This is a genomic window from Rhodococcus sp. 15-649-2-2 (assembly GCF_002258645.1).
Taxonomy (GTDB): domain Bacteria; phylum Actinomycetota; class Actinomycetes; order Mycobacteriales; family Mycobacteriaceae; genus Rhodococcoides.
In genome coordinates this window covers 119,176-133,137 of record NZ_NPFM01000028.1, presented here as the reverse complement: position 1 = coordinate 133,137, position 13,962 = coordinate 119,176, and the positions used below count along the sequence as shown (strand labels likewise).

Sequence of the window (13,962 nt, the reverse complement as noted above, 5' to 3'; positions counted from 1 at the left end):
TCAGAAGCGGGCTGCTTGGCGTGAGTTGCAGGATCGGCAGGTGACTGCCAGTGGTCCTGTGGGTGAGCCGCCGAGCGCGATGGGGGTGATGTGGTTGGCGGTGAGGCCGCCATCGCGTGGTGTGAGTGTGTGGGCTGGTCTGCCTATGCCCGGACACCATTCACCGTTGATAGCTCGGTGGGCTTCGACTGCGGCTTTACGTCTCGCTCTGTCGGCCGGTTCGTGGATCTTGGTGGGGACGGTGGCGCGTTGGTGGCGTTCCTGCTCTCGCAGGTGGTCTCGGCATAGTGGGCCGGCTTGCATGTGTGGGCACCCGTGGATGCGGCACACCTTGAGGGTCGCGCGGGCCATTACTCGTGCAGCTCTCGGCCATCGAGACTGTGATGGGTGATGAGCCAGCCGACGGAGCCGTCGTCGCGTGGTACCGGTTCGGTGGTTGCGCCGCAGGGGCAGTCGTCGTCGAGGTGCTCGATCAGGTCGTTGACAGGTACGACATGGATGTCGCCAACGGTCATCAGTCTTCGTCTCCGTATATGACGGAGTTCGTGATGCCGTCTTCGCGGATGGTGGCGACACGGAGGATGCCTTGACTGTCACCGATGTCCATGGTGCTTCGCTTGAAGAACGACCATGCGACCAAGTCCTGGTCATCGTCGAAATAGCTAGCCTTCGCGACGACGTACCAGGCTGTGATGATCTTGCCGCTGTCTGGGTCGTCTTCGCCGTATGCGATGCGGGCCTGTTCGATAGCAGCTTCGATGGCTTCGTCGGCTGCGATCTGTTCAGGTGTGAGTGCCACGTGCGTTGCCTCTCGGGTTGCTTACCCGCCCGTGAGCGATGTTGCCTTTGCGCTGGTCAGAAGCGTGAACTGTTTGGGTAGCGGGCGAGGAGATTGTTCACGCGTTCGGTCTGTACGAACTCAGCGTCTACGTCACCGCGCTCACGTGCACCCAACATCAACAGGTACGCGTCCTCGATCTGCTGCTCCAATGACGGCATCACGGAACCCCCTACGGTCGGAGCATCCACCAACGCACCACACGGGCGACCAGCTCAGCCCACAGATCGGGCATCACGTTCCTGCTTCGTCACCCACACATGAGATGCCATGTCGAACACCCACCCGGCCTGCGCATTCAAGATGGCTTGGGCGAGGTTGCCGTAGTAGGGGTCGGCGGTGCGGAAGTTCTGGTGCCAGTCCTGCTCACCGAACGCCAGGCCGTTGAGGTCTTTCGCGAGGGCTTTGACTGTGTGATGTTCGGTGGTCGGGTACGGCGGCTGCGGCCGATCAGGATCCAGGGTGCGGGTGATCGCCTGCTGCAGAGTCTCGTTCGGGTCACTCACAGGTCTCGGCTGTCCATCGGCAGGACACCCGCGTCGTCCATGGACTGCGCAGCGATGTCGCACATCTCGGTCACGAACGGCTCGGGGTCGATGCCGCAGATGGCGGTGACCGCGCGGGATGCCGATGCGCATGCCTCGAGCATCGCAACCTTCATCTCGTACGGGATCTGCGAGACATCGACCAGCTCCGTCCACTCCGACTGGTCGGTCAGTGGATCGGCATGCGCACCGGACAGTGTTGCCGACGGCCCGATCATGAAAACAGGGACAGCAGCGGAATGATCAGGCCAGCGATGCCGATGATCGCCTTGGCCACCGACAGGTACGTCGAGAACGGATATCCGAACAGCATGTCAGGCTCCTGGTTTGGTTGATGTCGGCGACGGCGTGACCGAATAGATCGTCTCTGCCGAGGTCGCCAAGATGGCGTACACCTGCGCGGCGGCGACAAGGTAGTCACGCGTCACGCGGTCGTCGGACTGGTCGGCAGCGGCCAAGAGCCCGAGGGCCGCTGCTCGGCATTCAGTTGCAGACTTCAACTCTTGCATCACGTTCGGCATCTGTGCATCTCCGCGAAGTTGGTTGGGGTGGCGTGCCCGCTTAGCCGAGGAGAGGTGCGGGACCATGGTGGTGGGGAAGCCACAACCACCCCAAGAATCAGAAAAAGCGTGGGACCCAGGGGATCAACCACGCCTAACGGCTAAAGCCTAACAGATGGCGGCGTGACAGTCCTGTCAAGTAGCGGGAAGATCGGCGTGTCACCCTGCCTTCGCCAACACATGGAGGTCGATGACATCCCCGACCCTGTACATCGGTCGACCTGTGCCATCCACAGTGTGAGCGACGAGGCGTTTCCGTTTCGCCCACTGCCGGATCGTGTTCTCTCGCACCGGTGAATCCAGAATCCACGGCAGCATCCGAGAGAGTTCCACCGCGGTGCCGAGAAGCCCTCTCACTTCCTGCCGCAATGCCTCCCGTCGTTTCTCGACCTCGTGGGTGGCACCGCAGATCTTGCATTGCACTTCAGCTTTCAGTGGTGTCGCATACAGGTCGGCGGCGCAACGGCCGGTGTCCGAGTCGGTGCCGCACGGTCCGACGTAGATGCGGCCCAGTGGTCGGTCGACGACATGTTCTGCCCGCTTCAGGGCGTGCCGGATCTCATCGAGGGCCGTCGCGGCTTCCTCGATCAACGCAAGGTCGATGACGTGCTGCCACAACCAGCGCGCCATCCTTCCTGTCCGATCCACACCCGGAAACTCCAGGCCACGTTGCGTGCACACCTCATTCACCCAGACGCTGACCGTGCCGTGCAGTTCGTACGCAATCTCAGATGCTGTCTCGTGGAACACCACCGGTGTCTCCGTCGACTTACCCGTCTCGTACTTACTCCCGAACTGGGACTGCCGAGTGAGGGTTACGTCGAGCTCCTCCACCACCCACTGCAGTTTCACCATCAGGTTCATGAACTCCCGCTGTTCTTCGCGGGAAAGATACATGTGGTCTGCGCGGTCTTGAACGGTCATGTGTCACGACTCCTGTTGCCGGGCAGGTGAACACGTTCGATCATACACTCGTTAGCGTCACTAAGGAAGCGCGACATCGCAGGTCATGGCCGAAAATCAGTCACGTTTCCAATCATCCGTACTTCACGATCCTCAACCACTCCGGCTCGAAGTCATCATGGTCGGAATAAGCGCCAGCGAGAGCGCACAGCATTTGCTCAGCAAGCCGCGGTGCCTCGGGAAGCTCACCGTTCACTGGGGCTTCGAGTACTCGCCGGGCGGCAGTAATCGCATCCCGTTTTGCCGCGATATCACGCAATACCCAGGCGGGATCATGACGGGCTACATGAACAGCAGCAGACTTCGCCAAACTGACGGCGACAGGCTCAATGTAGCCACCTTGCACGTGGTAGAACTCGGGAGTTCCGAACGGGCCATCCGTGACCCAGCGTTGGCCGTCAACCGTCACTGCCTCCCACGCGATGGTTTCATCCTCAGCTAGGCGGGCTTCCAGAAAATCGGCCACGTTCATCGGAAGTCCTTCACCTTCAGCTTCGCTCGGCGACCATCAGGATGCCACCACACAACCCCCTCAAGATTGTCGTCCGACCATCCCGCCATCCACTCGCGGAGGCCGGCGAAGTCCCGTGGCGACGAGAGCAGTAGGTCGGTACCGTGCGGCATCAGTAGGTGCGTCGCGTGGCCTTCGGGGTTGCCGTTGATCTTCGGGCCGACAAGCTCGTAGGTGCCGGCTGTTGCCCGTAGACCCGTCCACGAGTGCAGCGCCTCGGCATGGAACTTCGCGAACGCTGACTGCGCCATCGGCTCCCAACCAACACGCTTCCCCGTGACCGGATCGGCCTCTTCCTCAACCCAATTCGGGGGCGGCTGCTTGCCGGGCTTCACCTCACGGCGAGCCCACCACTCCCCCGACTCATCAAGGCGAGTGCAAGTGCCGTCCCACTTCCGGGTCGCCACACCTTCACCGTCAATCACCCACTGGCATTCAGGGTTCACCTCAGCCAGCACATGTGCGCGATCCTCAGAGTCGCGGACGAACAGGGTCGGAATCTTCCTCATAGCTTCTCGCTTTCATTGGCGCGAAGGCCTCGAACGGTAGCGATCAGAGACCGGATAACGTCACTCTCGCTGTAAATCTGGTCAGGATGGTCGAACACCGGGATTCCGTCGATCCGGTCGCCAGTGTCGACGGAACGGGCAGGGTCGTAATTTGCCAGAAAGTCGAGCAGCTGCGGCAGCGTGAACTCACCGTTGTCACGTGCATCCGCAGTGGTGTCGATGGCTCTTTCGAGCATGTGCAGTGTCACGTCGTCGGTGGGGAACGGCGGTAGTGTTCGCCCCGACGCGCTCATCGCTTTTCCTCCTCAGCCGCAGCGCGTACCTTGCGGCGCGCTTCCTGCCACCGCTCGGTGCGCGCGAGATAGTCAGGTAGCGCTTCGAGGCGGGCAGCGGCATCGGCTACATCCGGATCGGTGCGCTCCAGTTCACGTAACTCAGCTTCGAGGCGATCAACCATCGGTGCGCACCTCATCGGCGGTGTAGCTTTTCTCGATCTCGGCTACCAGCGCGCCGTTGCCCATGCCCTTCGCGATGGCAGCGACAGCGGCCCACGTGTCCTCAGGCTCCTCGTAACGCCAGCCGGTGAGCACGTAGGCGATGTCCTCGAGCACACGCTGCTTCGTGACCGAACCGGCGGCGAACGCACCCATCGCCGTGCTGGTGCCAGCCGGAACGATCTCGATATCGGGGAGGGCAGCAACCAATTCGGCCTGGTGTTCGTCGAACTCAGGACGCCAGGATTCGCCGATTTTCGTGCGGGTCGTTCGCCATCCGCACAAACACAACCCGAATGAGACCGCGTAGTGCTTCCCGAGTACGGCTGCGATGCGGACCTGCGGTTTCACGTAAGTCATGCTGTGCTCCCTTTTCGGAATCCGGGCCTATGGGACTCGGTTTTTGACGATGGCTGCTACAAGCTCAGGGGTGCACCCGACTGCGGCAGCGAGCGCCTTGTACGTCCACCGTTCCGGGTCATCAGCCCGTAACGACCGCACCAACTGATTCCGCACCAGGCGATGCTGCTCAGCGGTCGACTCCGCTTCCTGGCTTTGCCGGTGATGCTCACGCGCCTGCTGAGCGCGAGCGTCAGATGTCACCGCGAGCAAACCCAGACAGGAGCGACGGTGTCGCCGAATCGAACCCAGCGACATCCAACATTCCAGAATCATTCGAATCGGCTATCGAAAATTCGGTGGCGGTCATACCGACGACGACGAGCTTCGCGTTCGGGTTTACCTCACGCCGGTACTGCTGCAGCGCCTGATGCGGATGAATGGGTCCAGCCCATGTCTCGTTGTCGGTGTACACACTGAACACGTCGACCTTGATGTTCTGCTGCAGCGCGGCCATGATCGGCAGTGAGCAGTCCGTTCCACCGAACGGGAGGTTGCTGACGGCGCGGATTGCGTCGTCGAGGCGGCGTCGGGGGCTGATGTTGAGTTGCGTCAACCCGGTGCCTGACCTGAATCCTGTGCGGCTCGAGGTGAATCCGACGATCATGTGGGCCGGCTCCGTCGCTGTAGTCACCAACGCCAACGCAGCGGATGCCTCACGCGCCGACAACGGAAGACCTGATATCGGGGACATCATCGACCCCGACACATCCAGGGCTAGTAGGTGCCGCTTGTTCGACGGCTCCACCGCACCGAACGCCGCATAGAACGCCGCATCCAACGCATCGACGATGGCAGGTGACGGGGTCCATTCCGCTCCGCCTCGAGCTGAATGCCCGGACGCGTAGGTGCGTTGCGCCACCAGCACGTTGATCGGATGGACACGGGCCTTCCGTAGACGTTCGGGGTCGGCGAGTTGCGCAGCGACCAACGCGGTGCGGCTTCCCATCGGATCCAACAGGCCCATCCGAGTCAGGCGCGGAAGCTGGCGGATCAACGCGGTCTGCGGTACACCGTTGTCCAGTAGCGCCTCCCACACCTCATGATCGTTCAATGCCGAATCGGGCAGCATCTCCCACGACAACCCGTACTTGGTGACATACTTCGCGGCCTTGTGCGGCTTCGCCTGAGCCTTCTCGAACCCCTCCACGATACGAGGGACTCCATCAGTGGATCCACGGACGATGTAGTCGAACAGGGCCTTCCGGGCAGCGTCATCGGTGATCGGGTGCGCGAGGCGCAGGAGGTCTCGATGCGACCATCCTTCACGCTGCCGATATTTCACCGCCTGATACGCGACAGCATCGGTCGGCTTGTCGAGATACCAATTCCCGACCGCTCGGCGTAGGCCGCGGCCCCACCCACGGAACTGCTCCACATACTGGGCGAACAGAAACAGATGTGTTCCGGTACGTGCCACATCGGGGAGGGCTGCGAGTGCGAGCTTCCGGCCGTCATCGTCACCGAGGGACGCTGCTGCTGCGAGGGCGAACAAGGCGGGGTTCTGCTTCGGTGCACGACCGGCCTGAGAGATGGACACGACTTCGCGCACCAGGGTGGCGGTGTTGTTCGCGGCGAAGTCGAGGACGACCTGGGCGTTGTCCTTTGTTAGGTCGGCAGCTGATGTGTAGAACGTGCCACCGTCGGTGCCGAGGGTCAGGAACCGGCGCAGTCGGGTCTCGGGGGTGACGGTGAAGGTGAATCCGCCGGCCGCGTTCTGGGCCTGGCGGGAGTCGGCCTGCTCTGCCTGGGAGGTGCGCTTCGTGTTGACGGTGGTGAGGATGTCCATGCTCGGCTCCCGGAAAGGGTGGTGGGCAGAACGAAGGTTGCGGGCGTGTCATCTCCAACCGGGGTGATCATCCCAAGTGATAACCGGCTGGAATCCGGCCCGCAACATCGTGATGTTCTGCGAGAGCGGGCGTGTTGTGCCGACCGGGGTTAAGCGCTCTAGGCCACTGAGCTACATCCCGGAGGATGCCGGGATTTGAACCCGGGTCTCTCTCTTAGCAGGAGTTAACCGATCAGCTCCGGCCCGCTCTCATCACCGAGTGTAACGCATTACACCGTCATCCACCAGACGATTCGCGCTCGACATCCACCTGCACCAGTGCATCCCGTTCCATCACCGCCGCAATACGCCGCAACACCACCACCTGCTCACGCAACACCGACAGAAGCTCACCACGGAACAGGGCACGCTCCACACGCTTACTCACCAGAACCCCCGACTCCGGTGTCGACTTCACGCCACTCCCCAACCGAAGGCTTCACCGCAGCCTTGACCGTCAATTCGGTGATTACCCCATTGGACAGTCGGTACGTCGCCTCCTCGATACGCGACCACCGCTCCTCCGGCACTTGCGAGCGACGGTCCGTCAAGAAATCGATCGGGTGTTCCGTCGCCAGACGAATCGGCGAAGAACGATACACAGCAGAGGGGAAGGTCTTCGACGGCTGAAATCGTTCAATCTCTACGTACTCCTCGATCAGCCGCTCGGTGAGACACTGCCACTCCTTGACACCCGACTCGCGCCGGGCCTTGTTGTAGTCCAACGAAAGCTGGTCCACGATCTCCGCAGTCAGTCTGAGTTCGGTCATGGCTACTCCCAATCGATCGATGCGAAATCCGGATGCTCAGAGTAGATCTCAGCCATCGGTCGGAGATCAGCGCAGATGATGCCTTCGTTGTCGTGGTAGCCCCAACCTTCCTCGATTCGCTTGACTGTCGACTTGATGAGAGCTCGCTTCGCCGCTACCTCACGCAACACCCGGGCAGGATTGAACCTCTCGATGAACCGGTAGGTGTTGCGTTCATCGGAACCCTCAACGAGCACACGAGTGTCGTTGCCGATCAGTAGAAGGATCGAGTGCGACTCGTGAGCGAGTTGTTCATCCTCGGCGAGGCGCGCTTCCAGGAACTCGATGATAGTCATGCGTTGCCTTCCGTCGTGGTCGCGGCGGTGATGATGATGTCCGCGATCTCATCTAGGTGAACAGGTCGACTCCATGCGTCCCATCCCACATGCAGCTGCCGGGTCCCATCGATCGCCACCTGGCTGTGAGTGTGGCCGTGCAGCAGCCACTCCCCCTCATCCCGCAGGCGGTACTGCACACCACGATCCGTCTCGGAGTGATCGCCCTCGTACGGAAAGTGAGACAGCAGAACCGGCTGCCCAGCGATCTTCCGGCGAGCGAACAACTGCACCGACGAGAACACCTCGAGGAACACCCTCTGCCGGGTGTGACTGTTGCGGTTCGCCATCGGGTGGCACGAGTCGTGGTTCCCTGCGATGAGATGCAGCTCGACACCCAGGATCTCGGCGAGCGTGCCCAACTGGGACAGGGCCTGCGTTTCCGCGCCAGTCCCACCGACCGTCACATCGCCGAGGATCCACAACTGGTCGCCACGCTTCAACGTCTCCTCGAGGGAAGCGAAGATCGACACGTCATGCTCGGCGGCAGTATCGAACCCCCGGGTCTCCGCAACCTTCAAATGCCCGACGTGAAGATCCGAGCAGAACCAGACACTCATTGCGTCACTTCTGCGATCACGGGCAGCTGGTGGTTGTGCATCATCCCGCCCTCCAACCGGGCACTATCGGTGTACGCGTTCCCGTCGATCACTTTGTGGCGGTGCGGCCCCGAACCATCTCCCGCATCCACAGACGACGACCATTCCGCACCGTTGACATACTCGTGTGAGTGAGGGGCACCGTGACCCGTGTACGTAGTACTCGTCTTCATGGCTGCCAATTTGCTCATGTCTCGTTCCTTCCTGCTACTGAATATGCTTGGCGGACCGAGGCCCCAATTGATTGAAGGCTCCGAAGCTCATCCTGGTAGGCGCGGGTACGTCGGTCTGTGTACCGGTATGCAGCGTCAGCGACGTCGCGGGCGGCGCGTTCGTCGGTGGTGTCGAGCTCGGCCGCGTACTTCTTCGCGTGGGCGGGGCCGGAGTACGCCATGTACGCCTTCGCGAACGCTGCATCGTAGGCCCGGTCCGCATCGAGGAACGCCCGGTACTTCTCGTCCGCGAGGTTCACACCGGTGGCGATGCGGTTCGATACGTCGGCGATCTTCTGCTCGATCGCGACCGGTGAAAAGACTTCAGGCATCGGGTCCCCAATCTCCTACGTTGCGGCGACGGACAGGATCGGACGCTGGTGCGGGAAGGTGGTATTCGGTTGCGGGCCTGTAGTCGGCGGCGCGTTCCGCCTCCAACATGTCCGCGAGCTCCTTCGCCTCCGCCGCGAGCTTCGCCAGGTGTTGGCGTTCCATCCGCGACAACCCTCGCCCCTCCCGCACAGCACGCTGACGAATCGACAACTCCGCGATGTGAATCTCATACGCACGATCGCTCATGATTCCTCCAACATTCGACGCTCAGGACTGCCCACCGGATACCCCAACGCCCGGCGACGGTCAGCGAGACGGCCAGGCATCCCACGCCACCACGCCTTGTTCAACTCCACATCAGTCACAGCGATACGCTCACCATGAAGACCACGACACTCCACCAACTGCTCACCGGTCATGTGTTCCACCTCGCGACATCGGCGACCCGGGCAACGAGATCCGAATCGACGCCGTGCTTGATTCGCCACATGTTGTGGTAGCCGTCCTCGAAGCCGGCGAGATCCCAAGTCGCTGCAGTCACATGCCGTTCGTCGAAATCGACTCCGAGGGTTTCTGCCGCGATGCGGATACGTTCCCGTTCCATGCATTCGGCGGCTTCCTCGTCGGCGTGCTGCGGTTCGATCGGCGAGATGTACGGTCGCCATTCGTAGCTGTCGGTGCTCACTGCTCCCCCTCGACTTCTCGCACATGCCCCGCGTGCTCCCGAACCGCATGCGGCGTATGCCAGATCGGGGTACTCCACTTCTCGCAGGAGCACCACCATCGACTGTCGCCGCGGGAGAGTTGCGCGGAGAAGTCCTCCTCGAGCTCATGAGTGGTCATCGCACGTCTCCATCGGTAGCCCAGACGATCTCCCAGAGTCGCCGGTTTCCGGGGAGTTGCTGCACTCGTGTTCGGTCCCCGGTTTCGGCTGCGATCGACGCGGCGAGTTCTACCGCGTACCTGTGGTTGAGGTAGATGCCGTTCGTGGCGAGCGTGCTCATGCCTTCTCCCCCTCAGCGGCAATGGAGAAGGCGGTGTGTTTCCAAATCGGGTATCCGCAGAGTTCGCCGGCACCTATGCCAGCGCAGCAGCATTCCGGGTCGCTTCCGATGAACTCGTGGCCGAACCTGGTTGTGCGCGGCGTGGGGATGATGCTGTAGCCGTGTTCCGTCAGCTTCGACATCGCGTGGGCGGCGAGTTCGTATGCTGTTCCGTCATCGAAAGCCAACAGCGCCTCCGCGATGATGTGTGTGGGGTTCACTGCGCACCTCCGACGATCGGATGGTCATGGCAGCGCGAGCCGTACAGGGCTCCTTCGCCGCATACCTGACAGTGGTTACACCACTCGTCGCAGCCGTAGTTGTGAATGGGTTCGGCTAACACGAGGCCGCATAAGTCACATCGCTTGCGGATCTCATGGCGGATAGCGTCTACGCCAGCGGCTTCGGCGTGAACCTCTACCGATACCTCGGTGTGCGCGCAATGCTCGACGGGGTTCACTGCGCTCACAACACCACCCCCGACTCAGCGTCTTCGCAGCCGCACGTCGGCGTGTGCAGGTTTCCGTGTTTACCGTTCGATCCCGTCGGCCTGTGCAGCGCGAGAACGTTCACCAAGCGACCTATCTCGTTGCGAGTGAATGCGTCTGGTGCAAACACCTGCTGCGCGCACAGTTTCTCGGTGAGCGATTTCGGGCACCAACGGTCTGGGTTACTCATTCCGTCTCCTGTGGGTCGAGGGCAGCGCGAACCTCATGCATCCACGCGTGCGCCGAAAGCGTCGGGATGGGTTCGATACCGAGGTGGTCGTAGTCGTCGAGAACATCCCGTACTCGTGCGATGGTGTTGTCCCGTTCCCGCAGCACAGCCAACAACGCCGGCACATCCTCGCGGGCATGCGCAATGAACTCGGCGTTGGCGTCACTCTCGAAGTCCATGCCGACCGTTGCGCCGCCTGCCGGTGCAATGACAGCGGAATACACGTCGCGGCTGGTAGCGACTTCCCACGGACCTACCGTCGCTGCGTCCGCTCGTGCTGCGATCGCCGCCAACTCCCCCGGGGTCATGCCGCATCCACCTGACGGAACGTCTCCCACCAAGGCGTGGCCACGTGCTCATAGCCTGGCAGGTTGACCTCCCACGTATGACCATCCCGTGCGGCGTACTCGTCATCTGCTTCGTCGGCAGCAGTCTGCTCGTCGTCGGTGTAATTCAGGAAGCCCAAGTAGGTCATGAAGCTCGGCAACAGCGCTGTTCCCATGAATTGGCCGTCACCCACGGGAGGCGCTAAGCAGATGGCATCGGCAGGGTGGGCTCGCTCGGCTGGAGCCTCAAACTCGGTCGCCGTCGCGGTGGTGGCACCGGGGACGTACGACCGATTGGTCCAGACAATGATTACGGTCTGGGAGTAGTCGCCTCTGCCCTGCCGAATAACGTCGCCGACCTGCACCCTGAGCTTGTCGCCGTTCACTGTTGGCCTCCCGCAGTGCGAGCAGCCCTGGCAGCAGCGAGCAGGAAGCCCGCGATCTCCACAGCGTCCTGACTCGTATGCCGTGCGTCTTCCTGATACAGGCGGACCGTGTCGTACCCAGCAGTCGCAGTGACGGTCGGGTTTTCGTCGTCTTCGTCGGCACCCCAGGAGAATCCGCCGTATTCGCGGACATTCCCCAGCGGCAACTCCACCACGGCGATGTCGGGTAGGGCAGCAACCACAGACGCCAGGTGCTCGGCATACGTCAGGTTGTCGCACACAACACCGCACAGCACACCACAGGTGCACACACGCTCGGGCTCCCGGAAACGGTGCTCTGCGAGTGCGGCCGCAATACGGGCCTCCGCCGCGCTCACTTCCCCCACCCCTTGTTCAGTTCAGCCGCAGCCCAATCCGTCCACGTGACGTTCGTACCCGGCACGAACTCCACGCCGTACGCCGTGTGTGTGGTGCGCGGCGGGTTGCCGTAGGGCACGAGATACCCGAGCAACCCAGCGGCCGCCGCGGTGTACGAACCACTCCGGAGGCGTGCGAGCCAGTCCGTCGACCGCAACCCGTCGAGCCTCTTCAACGGATCAGATTCGTTCAGCTCGAGCGCCGCGTACGGGGATACTCCCGCTGCGATCCGCCGAGCCGGACTGAACCGATCGGTCGAGCAGATCATGTCGCGGGGGTTGGCGAGCTCATATACGACGGTGCTCGCCGGCCACTTCCCGTGCGACGAATGCAGACCGAATCCCGGTGCGGGCACGATCGAATCCCCAGCAGCACGAGCCGGATTCGCGATGTTCACCACGAACGCAATATCGAGCTTCGACCCGTTCCTGTTCAGCCACTCCCCACGCTCGACCCGCTCGAGGAACCGTGATGCGACGATGCCGCCGAGACTGTACGAGACGATGCCGGCGCGGTTCGGTGAGTTGAGAACCTGCCTCGCGAGGTCCTGAACGCCGATCTCGACGCACTCATCCATCGGCACCCCACGACCGTCCGATGCACCGATACGGCCAATGGTGGCCGGGTAGTTCACATCGAACAGCCGGAACTTCTCAGGGTTCAGCTTGCGGGTGACGAGCCCGCACATGTCGTTCCGAGGGCCGGGCGCATTGCCGGTGCCGCGGGCGACGAACGTGTCGATGACGCCGCTCATGACATCTCCAATGCTGCCAGGACTTCCCCACGTAACGCGAAGTCTGCGAGTGGTATTCGGAACGGGTGCGGCATGCATACTTCCCGTGCCCCTTCGATCGCTGCGAGGGCCTCCGCCAGTTGCCGTTTCAGGCCGTCGATCTCGTGCACTGTCGTCACGATGGTGCGTTCGCACTGATGCTCGTGTTCGACGCTCATGCTGGTCGCTCCGCGATCGACGCCAGGGCTTTGATCTTGTTCTCACGGTGATCGCTCCACCGATCCATCCCGTCGGGCAGTTCGACTTCCACGACGGGTGTCGACTTGAAGCCGAGGGTCTTGAGGTGTTCAGCGGCCGTCGCGTCCTCGGAGACGTCGATGTCGGTGAACGGGACGTTCGCTTTCGTGAGTGCACGTTTCGTGGCGCGGCACGGCATGCAGTTCGGTGACGAGTAGACGGTGACCTTCATTCGGGTAGCTCCCTCGGAGAATCGAGAACAGTGATTTCGAGCCACATTCCGGGATTCCCGGACTTGTGGAGCACTACTTCGGGTTTCGACATCAGCTCGGGGATGTCGTCCGGGACGAGGCCGCCGTCGACCAGACCATCGAAGATGGCCTTACTCGACAGGACGACGTTGTCCGCGTCGTGACGTCCGCGCGTCGCGGGCCGGTAGTGGACTTCGACGACAGCGTGCGGGACACCGATCGGCAGCTTCGCAGCTTTCGCGAGCCACGCCACCGTCTGCCGAACTTCCTTGATGGTTCTGGCCTTCGCGAACATTGCCCCTTGGCTTGCACCGGAATCGTTGAGAGACAATGGTGGCCGCAAGTACGGGAGCTTCACGACCAGCGGCCCGGTCATCTTGCGACCCGACCTGCAACCACCGAGATGGTGTGCAGGTATGCCTCGCCACGCTGGTCATAGGTTTTGGTGTTGACGGAGACGACGGTGTTCCGATCCCAGTTCGCGGTCTGCCCCATGATCTCGTCCAGGTCCGCGAGTGTGATGTGATCCCGCGCTTCGAGTTTCAGTTCGGTGGTGAGCTTCGCGCGCCGAGCTTCTCGTTCCCGTTTCTCACGCGCTTTCTCCATCGCCGCCATCTGCTCGGTCTCCATGTGCTGCTGACGCGGCTGCTGATTCCACATGGTCATCGCTTCACGACCGCGGTGACGAACGCGACGACGGCGATGAACATGATCACGGCCAGGAAAAGTGCGAACGCGCCCCACAGTGGCGCGGTGACTGCCCACCACGACCACGTGATGACCCCCGTCAGCTTCAAGACGAGGAACACCAGGAACAGTGCCCCGGTGAAGCCGATACCGGTTGAGCGTGAGGTGGACTGGGATGTGGTGCTCATGAGTTCTCCTTGAGGTGAAGGTTCTGCTGTGCGGGATGGTCG

32 protein-coding genes are annotated in these 13,962 nt (G+C 62.1%); all 32 read right to left on the bottom strand.

The genetic code is table 11. From position 1 onward, the window contains the following. Positions 1-350: 350 nt before the first annotated feature. The 32 genes from CH305_RS29105 to CH305_RS18300 all read right to left on the bottom strand — a co-directional run bounded on the left by CH305_RS29105 (position 351) and on the right by CH305_RS18300 (position 13,920). Positions 351-515 carry a hypothetical protein gene (locus tag CH305_RS29105; RefSeq protein WP_179278339.1) on the bottom strand — a complete coding sequence of 55 codons (165 nt, stop codon included), beginning with the start codon at positions 513-515 and terminating at the stop codon, positions 351-353. Beyond that, positions 515-799: a hypothetical protein gene (locus CH305_RS18435; protein WP_094704528.1), complete on the bottom strand. Its 285-nt coding sequence runs from the start codon at positions 797-799 to the stop codon at positions 515-517. The genes CH305_RS29105 and CH305_RS18435 overlap by 1 nt, the downstream gene beginning before the upstream one ends. Before the next feature lie 56 nt (positions 800-855). Further along, on the bottom strand, positions 856-999 hold the full coding sequence (locus tag CH305_RS29100) for a hypothetical protein (RefSeq protein WP_179278338.1): 144 nt from the start codon (positions 997-999) through the stop codon (positions 856-858). Between the two features lie 54 nt (positions 1,000-1,053). Next, a complete protein-coding gene (locus CH305_RS18430) occupies positions 1,054-1,344 on the bottom strand; it encodes a hypothetical protein (protein ID WP_094704527.1) in 291 nt (96 codons plus the stop codon). After that, complete coding sequence (locus CH305_RS18425; protein WP_094704526.1) at positions 1,341-1,601, bottom strand: hypothetical protein; 261 nt, start codon at positions 1,599-1,601, stop codon at positions 1,341-1,343. The genes CH305_RS18430 and CH305_RS18425 overlap by 4 nt, the downstream gene beginning before the upstream one ends. Positions 1,602-1,697: 96 nt before the next feature. After that, a complete protein-coding gene (locus CH305_RS18420) occupies positions 1,698-1,904 on the bottom strand; it encodes a hypothetical protein (protein WP_094704525.1) in 207 nt (68 codons plus the stop codon). A 198-nt stretch (positions 1,905-2,102) separates the two neighbouring features. Beyond that, positions 2,103-2,867 carry a hypothetical protein gene (locus CH305_RS18415; RefSeq protein ID WP_094704524.1) on the bottom strand — a complete coding sequence of 255 codons (765 nt, stop codon included), beginning with the start codon at positions 2,865-2,867 and terminating at the stop codon, positions 2,103-2,105. 112 nt (positions 2,868-2,979) lie between these two features. Continuing rightward, positions 2,980-3,378 carry a DUF6221 family protein gene (locus tag CH305_RS18410; RefSeq protein ID WP_143545310.1) on the bottom strand — a complete coding sequence of 133 codons (399 nt, stop codon included), beginning with the start codon at positions 3,376-3,378 and terminating at the stop codon, positions 2,980-2,982. Then, entirely contained in the window at positions 3,375-3,926 is a 552-nt protein-coding gene (locus CH305_RS18405; protein WP_094704522.1) for a DUF5565 family protein, read from the bottom strand. The genes CH305_RS18410 and CH305_RS18405 overlap by 4 nt, the downstream gene beginning before the upstream one ends. After that, the gene (locus tag CH305_RS18400; RefSeq protein ID WP_094704521.1) at positions 3,923-4,219 is read right to left on the bottom strand and encodes a hypothetical protein; all 297 of its coding nucleotides are present in this window, start codon (positions 4,217-4,219) and stop codon (positions 3,923-3,925) included. The genes CH305_RS18405 and CH305_RS18400 overlap by 4 nt, the downstream gene beginning before the upstream one ends. After that, positions 4,216-4,383, bottom strand: a complete 168-nt coding sequence (locus CH305_RS29095) for a hypothetical protein (RefSeq protein ID WP_179278337.1) — start codon at positions 4,381-4,383, stop codon at positions 4,216-4,218. The genes CH305_RS18400 and CH305_RS29095 overlap by 4 nt, the downstream gene beginning before the upstream one ends. Continuing rightward, entirely contained in the window at positions 4,376-4,780 is a 405-nt protein-coding gene (locus CH305_RS18395; RefSeq protein ID WP_094704520.1) for a hypothetical protein, read from the bottom strand. Before CH305_RS18395 ends, CH305_RS29095 begins: the two co-directional genes overlap by 8 nt. 232 nt (positions 4,781-5,012) lie before the next feature. After that, a complete protein-coding gene (locus tag CH305_RS18390) occupies positions 5,013-6,608 on the bottom strand; it encodes a TROVE domain-containing protein (protein ID WP_094704519.1) in 1,596 nt (531 codons plus the stop codon). Positions 6,609-6,885: 277 nt separating this feature from the next. Beyond that, positions 6,886-7,035 (bottom strand): hypothetical protein, encoded by a 150-nt coding sequence (locus CH305_RS29090; RefSeq protein WP_179278336.1) that lies wholly within the window; start codon positions 7,033-7,035, stop codon positions 6,886-6,888. After that, positions 7,028-7,417, bottom strand: coding sequence for a hypothetical protein (locus CH305_RS18385; RefSeq protein WP_094704518.1), 390 nt, complete (start codon positions 7,415-7,417; stop codon positions 7,028-7,030). Before CH305_RS18385 ends, CH305_RS29090 begins: the two co-directional genes overlap by 8 nt. 2 nt (positions 7,418-7,419) lie before the next feature. Continuing rightward, on the bottom strand, positions 7,420-7,752 hold the full coding sequence (locus tag CH305_RS18380; RefSeq protein WP_094704517.1) for a DUF6221 family protein: 333 nt from the start codon (positions 7,750-7,752) through the stop codon (positions 7,420-7,422). Continuing rightward, positions 7,749-8,351, bottom strand: coding sequence for a metallophosphoesterase (locus CH305_RS18375; protein ID WP_094704516.1), 603 nt, complete (start codon positions 8,349-8,351; stop codon positions 7,749-7,751). Before CH305_RS18375 ends, CH305_RS18380 begins: the two co-directional genes overlap by 4 nt. 226 nt (positions 8,352-8,577) lie before the next feature. Next, complete coding sequence (locus CH305_RS18365) at positions 8,578-8,934, bottom strand: hypothetical protein (protein ID WP_094704514.1); 357 nt, start codon at positions 8,932-8,934, stop codon at positions 8,578-8,580. Continuing rightward, the gene (locus CH305_RS18360; protein WP_094704513.1) at positions 8,927-9,181 is read right to left on the bottom strand and encodes a hypothetical protein; all 255 of its coding nucleotides are present in this window, start codon (positions 9,179-9,181) and stop codon (positions 8,927-8,929) included. The genes CH305_RS18365 and CH305_RS18360 overlap by 8 nt, the downstream gene beginning before the upstream one ends. Before the next feature lie 169 nt (positions 9,182-9,350). Beyond that, positions 9,351-9,620, bottom strand: coding sequence for a hypothetical protein (locus CH305_RS18355; protein ID WP_094704512.1), 270 nt, complete (start codon positions 9,618-9,620; stop codon positions 9,351-9,353). Next, on the bottom strand, positions 9,617-9,778 hold the full coding sequence (locus CH305_RS29085; RefSeq protein ID WP_179278335.1) for a hypothetical protein: 162 nt from the start codon (positions 9,776-9,778) through the stop codon (positions 9,617-9,619). Before CH305_RS29085 ends, CH305_RS18355 begins: the two co-directional genes overlap by 4 nt. After that, the gene (locus CH305_RS29080) at positions 9,775-9,939 is read right to left on the bottom strand and encodes a hypothetical protein (protein ID WP_179278334.1); all 165 of its coding nucleotides are present in this window, start codon (positions 9,937-9,939) and stop codon (positions 9,775-9,777) included. The genes CH305_RS29085 and CH305_RS29080 overlap by 4 nt, the downstream gene beginning before the upstream one ends. Further along, on the bottom strand, positions 9,936-10,199 hold the full coding sequence (locus CH305_RS18350) for a hypothetical protein (RefSeq protein WP_094704511.1): 264 nt from the start codon (positions 10,197-10,199) through the stop codon (positions 9,936-9,938). Before CH305_RS18350 ends, CH305_RS29080 begins: the two co-directional genes overlap by 4 nt. A gap of 453 nt (positions 10,200-10,652) precedes the next feature. Next, complete coding sequence (locus CH305_RS18340) at positions 10,653-11,003, bottom strand: hypothetical protein (RefSeq protein WP_094704509.1); 351 nt, start codon at positions 11,001-11,003, stop codon at positions 10,653-10,655. Then, positions 11,000-11,407, bottom strand: a complete 408-nt coding sequence (locus CH305_RS18335; protein ID WP_094704508.1) for a hypothetical protein — start codon at positions 11,405-11,407, stop codon at positions 11,000-11,002. Before CH305_RS18335 ends, CH305_RS18340 begins: the two co-directional genes overlap by 4 nt. Continuing rightward, the gene (locus CH305_RS18330) at positions 11,404-11,784 is read right to left on the bottom strand and encodes a hypothetical protein (RefSeq protein ID WP_143545309.1); all 381 of its coding nucleotides are present in this window, start codon (positions 11,782-11,784) and stop codon (positions 11,404-11,406) included. The genes CH305_RS18335 and CH305_RS18330 overlap by 4 nt, the downstream gene beginning before the upstream one ends. After that, positions 11,781-12,578, bottom strand: a complete 798-nt coding sequence (locus CH305_RS18325) for a hypothetical protein (protein ID WP_094704506.1) — start codon at positions 12,576-12,578, stop codon at positions 11,781-11,783. Before CH305_RS18325 ends, CH305_RS18330 begins: the two co-directional genes overlap by 4 nt. Beyond that, positions 12,575-12,775: a hypothetical protein gene (locus CH305_RS18320; protein ID WP_094704505.1), complete on the bottom strand. Its 201-nt coding sequence runs from the start codon at positions 12,773-12,775 to the stop codon at positions 12,575-12,577. Before CH305_RS18320 ends, CH305_RS18325 begins: the two co-directional genes overlap by 4 nt. Further along, positions 12,772-13,026, bottom strand: a complete 255-nt coding sequence (locus CH305_RS18315) for a glutaredoxin domain-containing protein (RefSeq protein WP_094704504.1) — start codon at positions 13,024-13,026, stop codon at positions 12,772-12,774. The genes CH305_RS18320 and CH305_RS18315 overlap by 4 nt, the downstream gene beginning before the upstream one ends. Further along, on the bottom strand, positions 13,023-13,421 hold the full coding sequence (locus CH305_RS18310; protein WP_094704503.1) for a hypothetical protein: 399 nt from the start codon (positions 13,419-13,421) through the stop codon (positions 13,023-13,025). Before CH305_RS18310 ends, CH305_RS18315 begins: the two co-directional genes overlap by 4 nt. After that, positions 13,418-13,711 carry a hypothetical protein gene (locus tag CH305_RS18305; RefSeq protein WP_094704502.1) on the bottom strand — a complete coding sequence of 98 codons (294 nt, stop codon included), beginning with the start codon at positions 13,709-13,711 and terminating at the stop codon, positions 13,418-13,420. The genes CH305_RS18310 and CH305_RS18305 overlap by 4 nt, the downstream gene beginning before the upstream one ends. After that, positions 13,708-13,920, bottom strand: a complete 213-nt coding sequence (locus tag CH305_RS18300; protein WP_094704501.1) for a hypothetical protein — start codon at positions 13,918-13,920, stop codon at positions 13,708-13,710. Before CH305_RS18300 ends, CH305_RS18305 begins: the two co-directional genes overlap by 4 nt. Positions 13,921-13,962 lie beyond the last annotated feature (42 nt).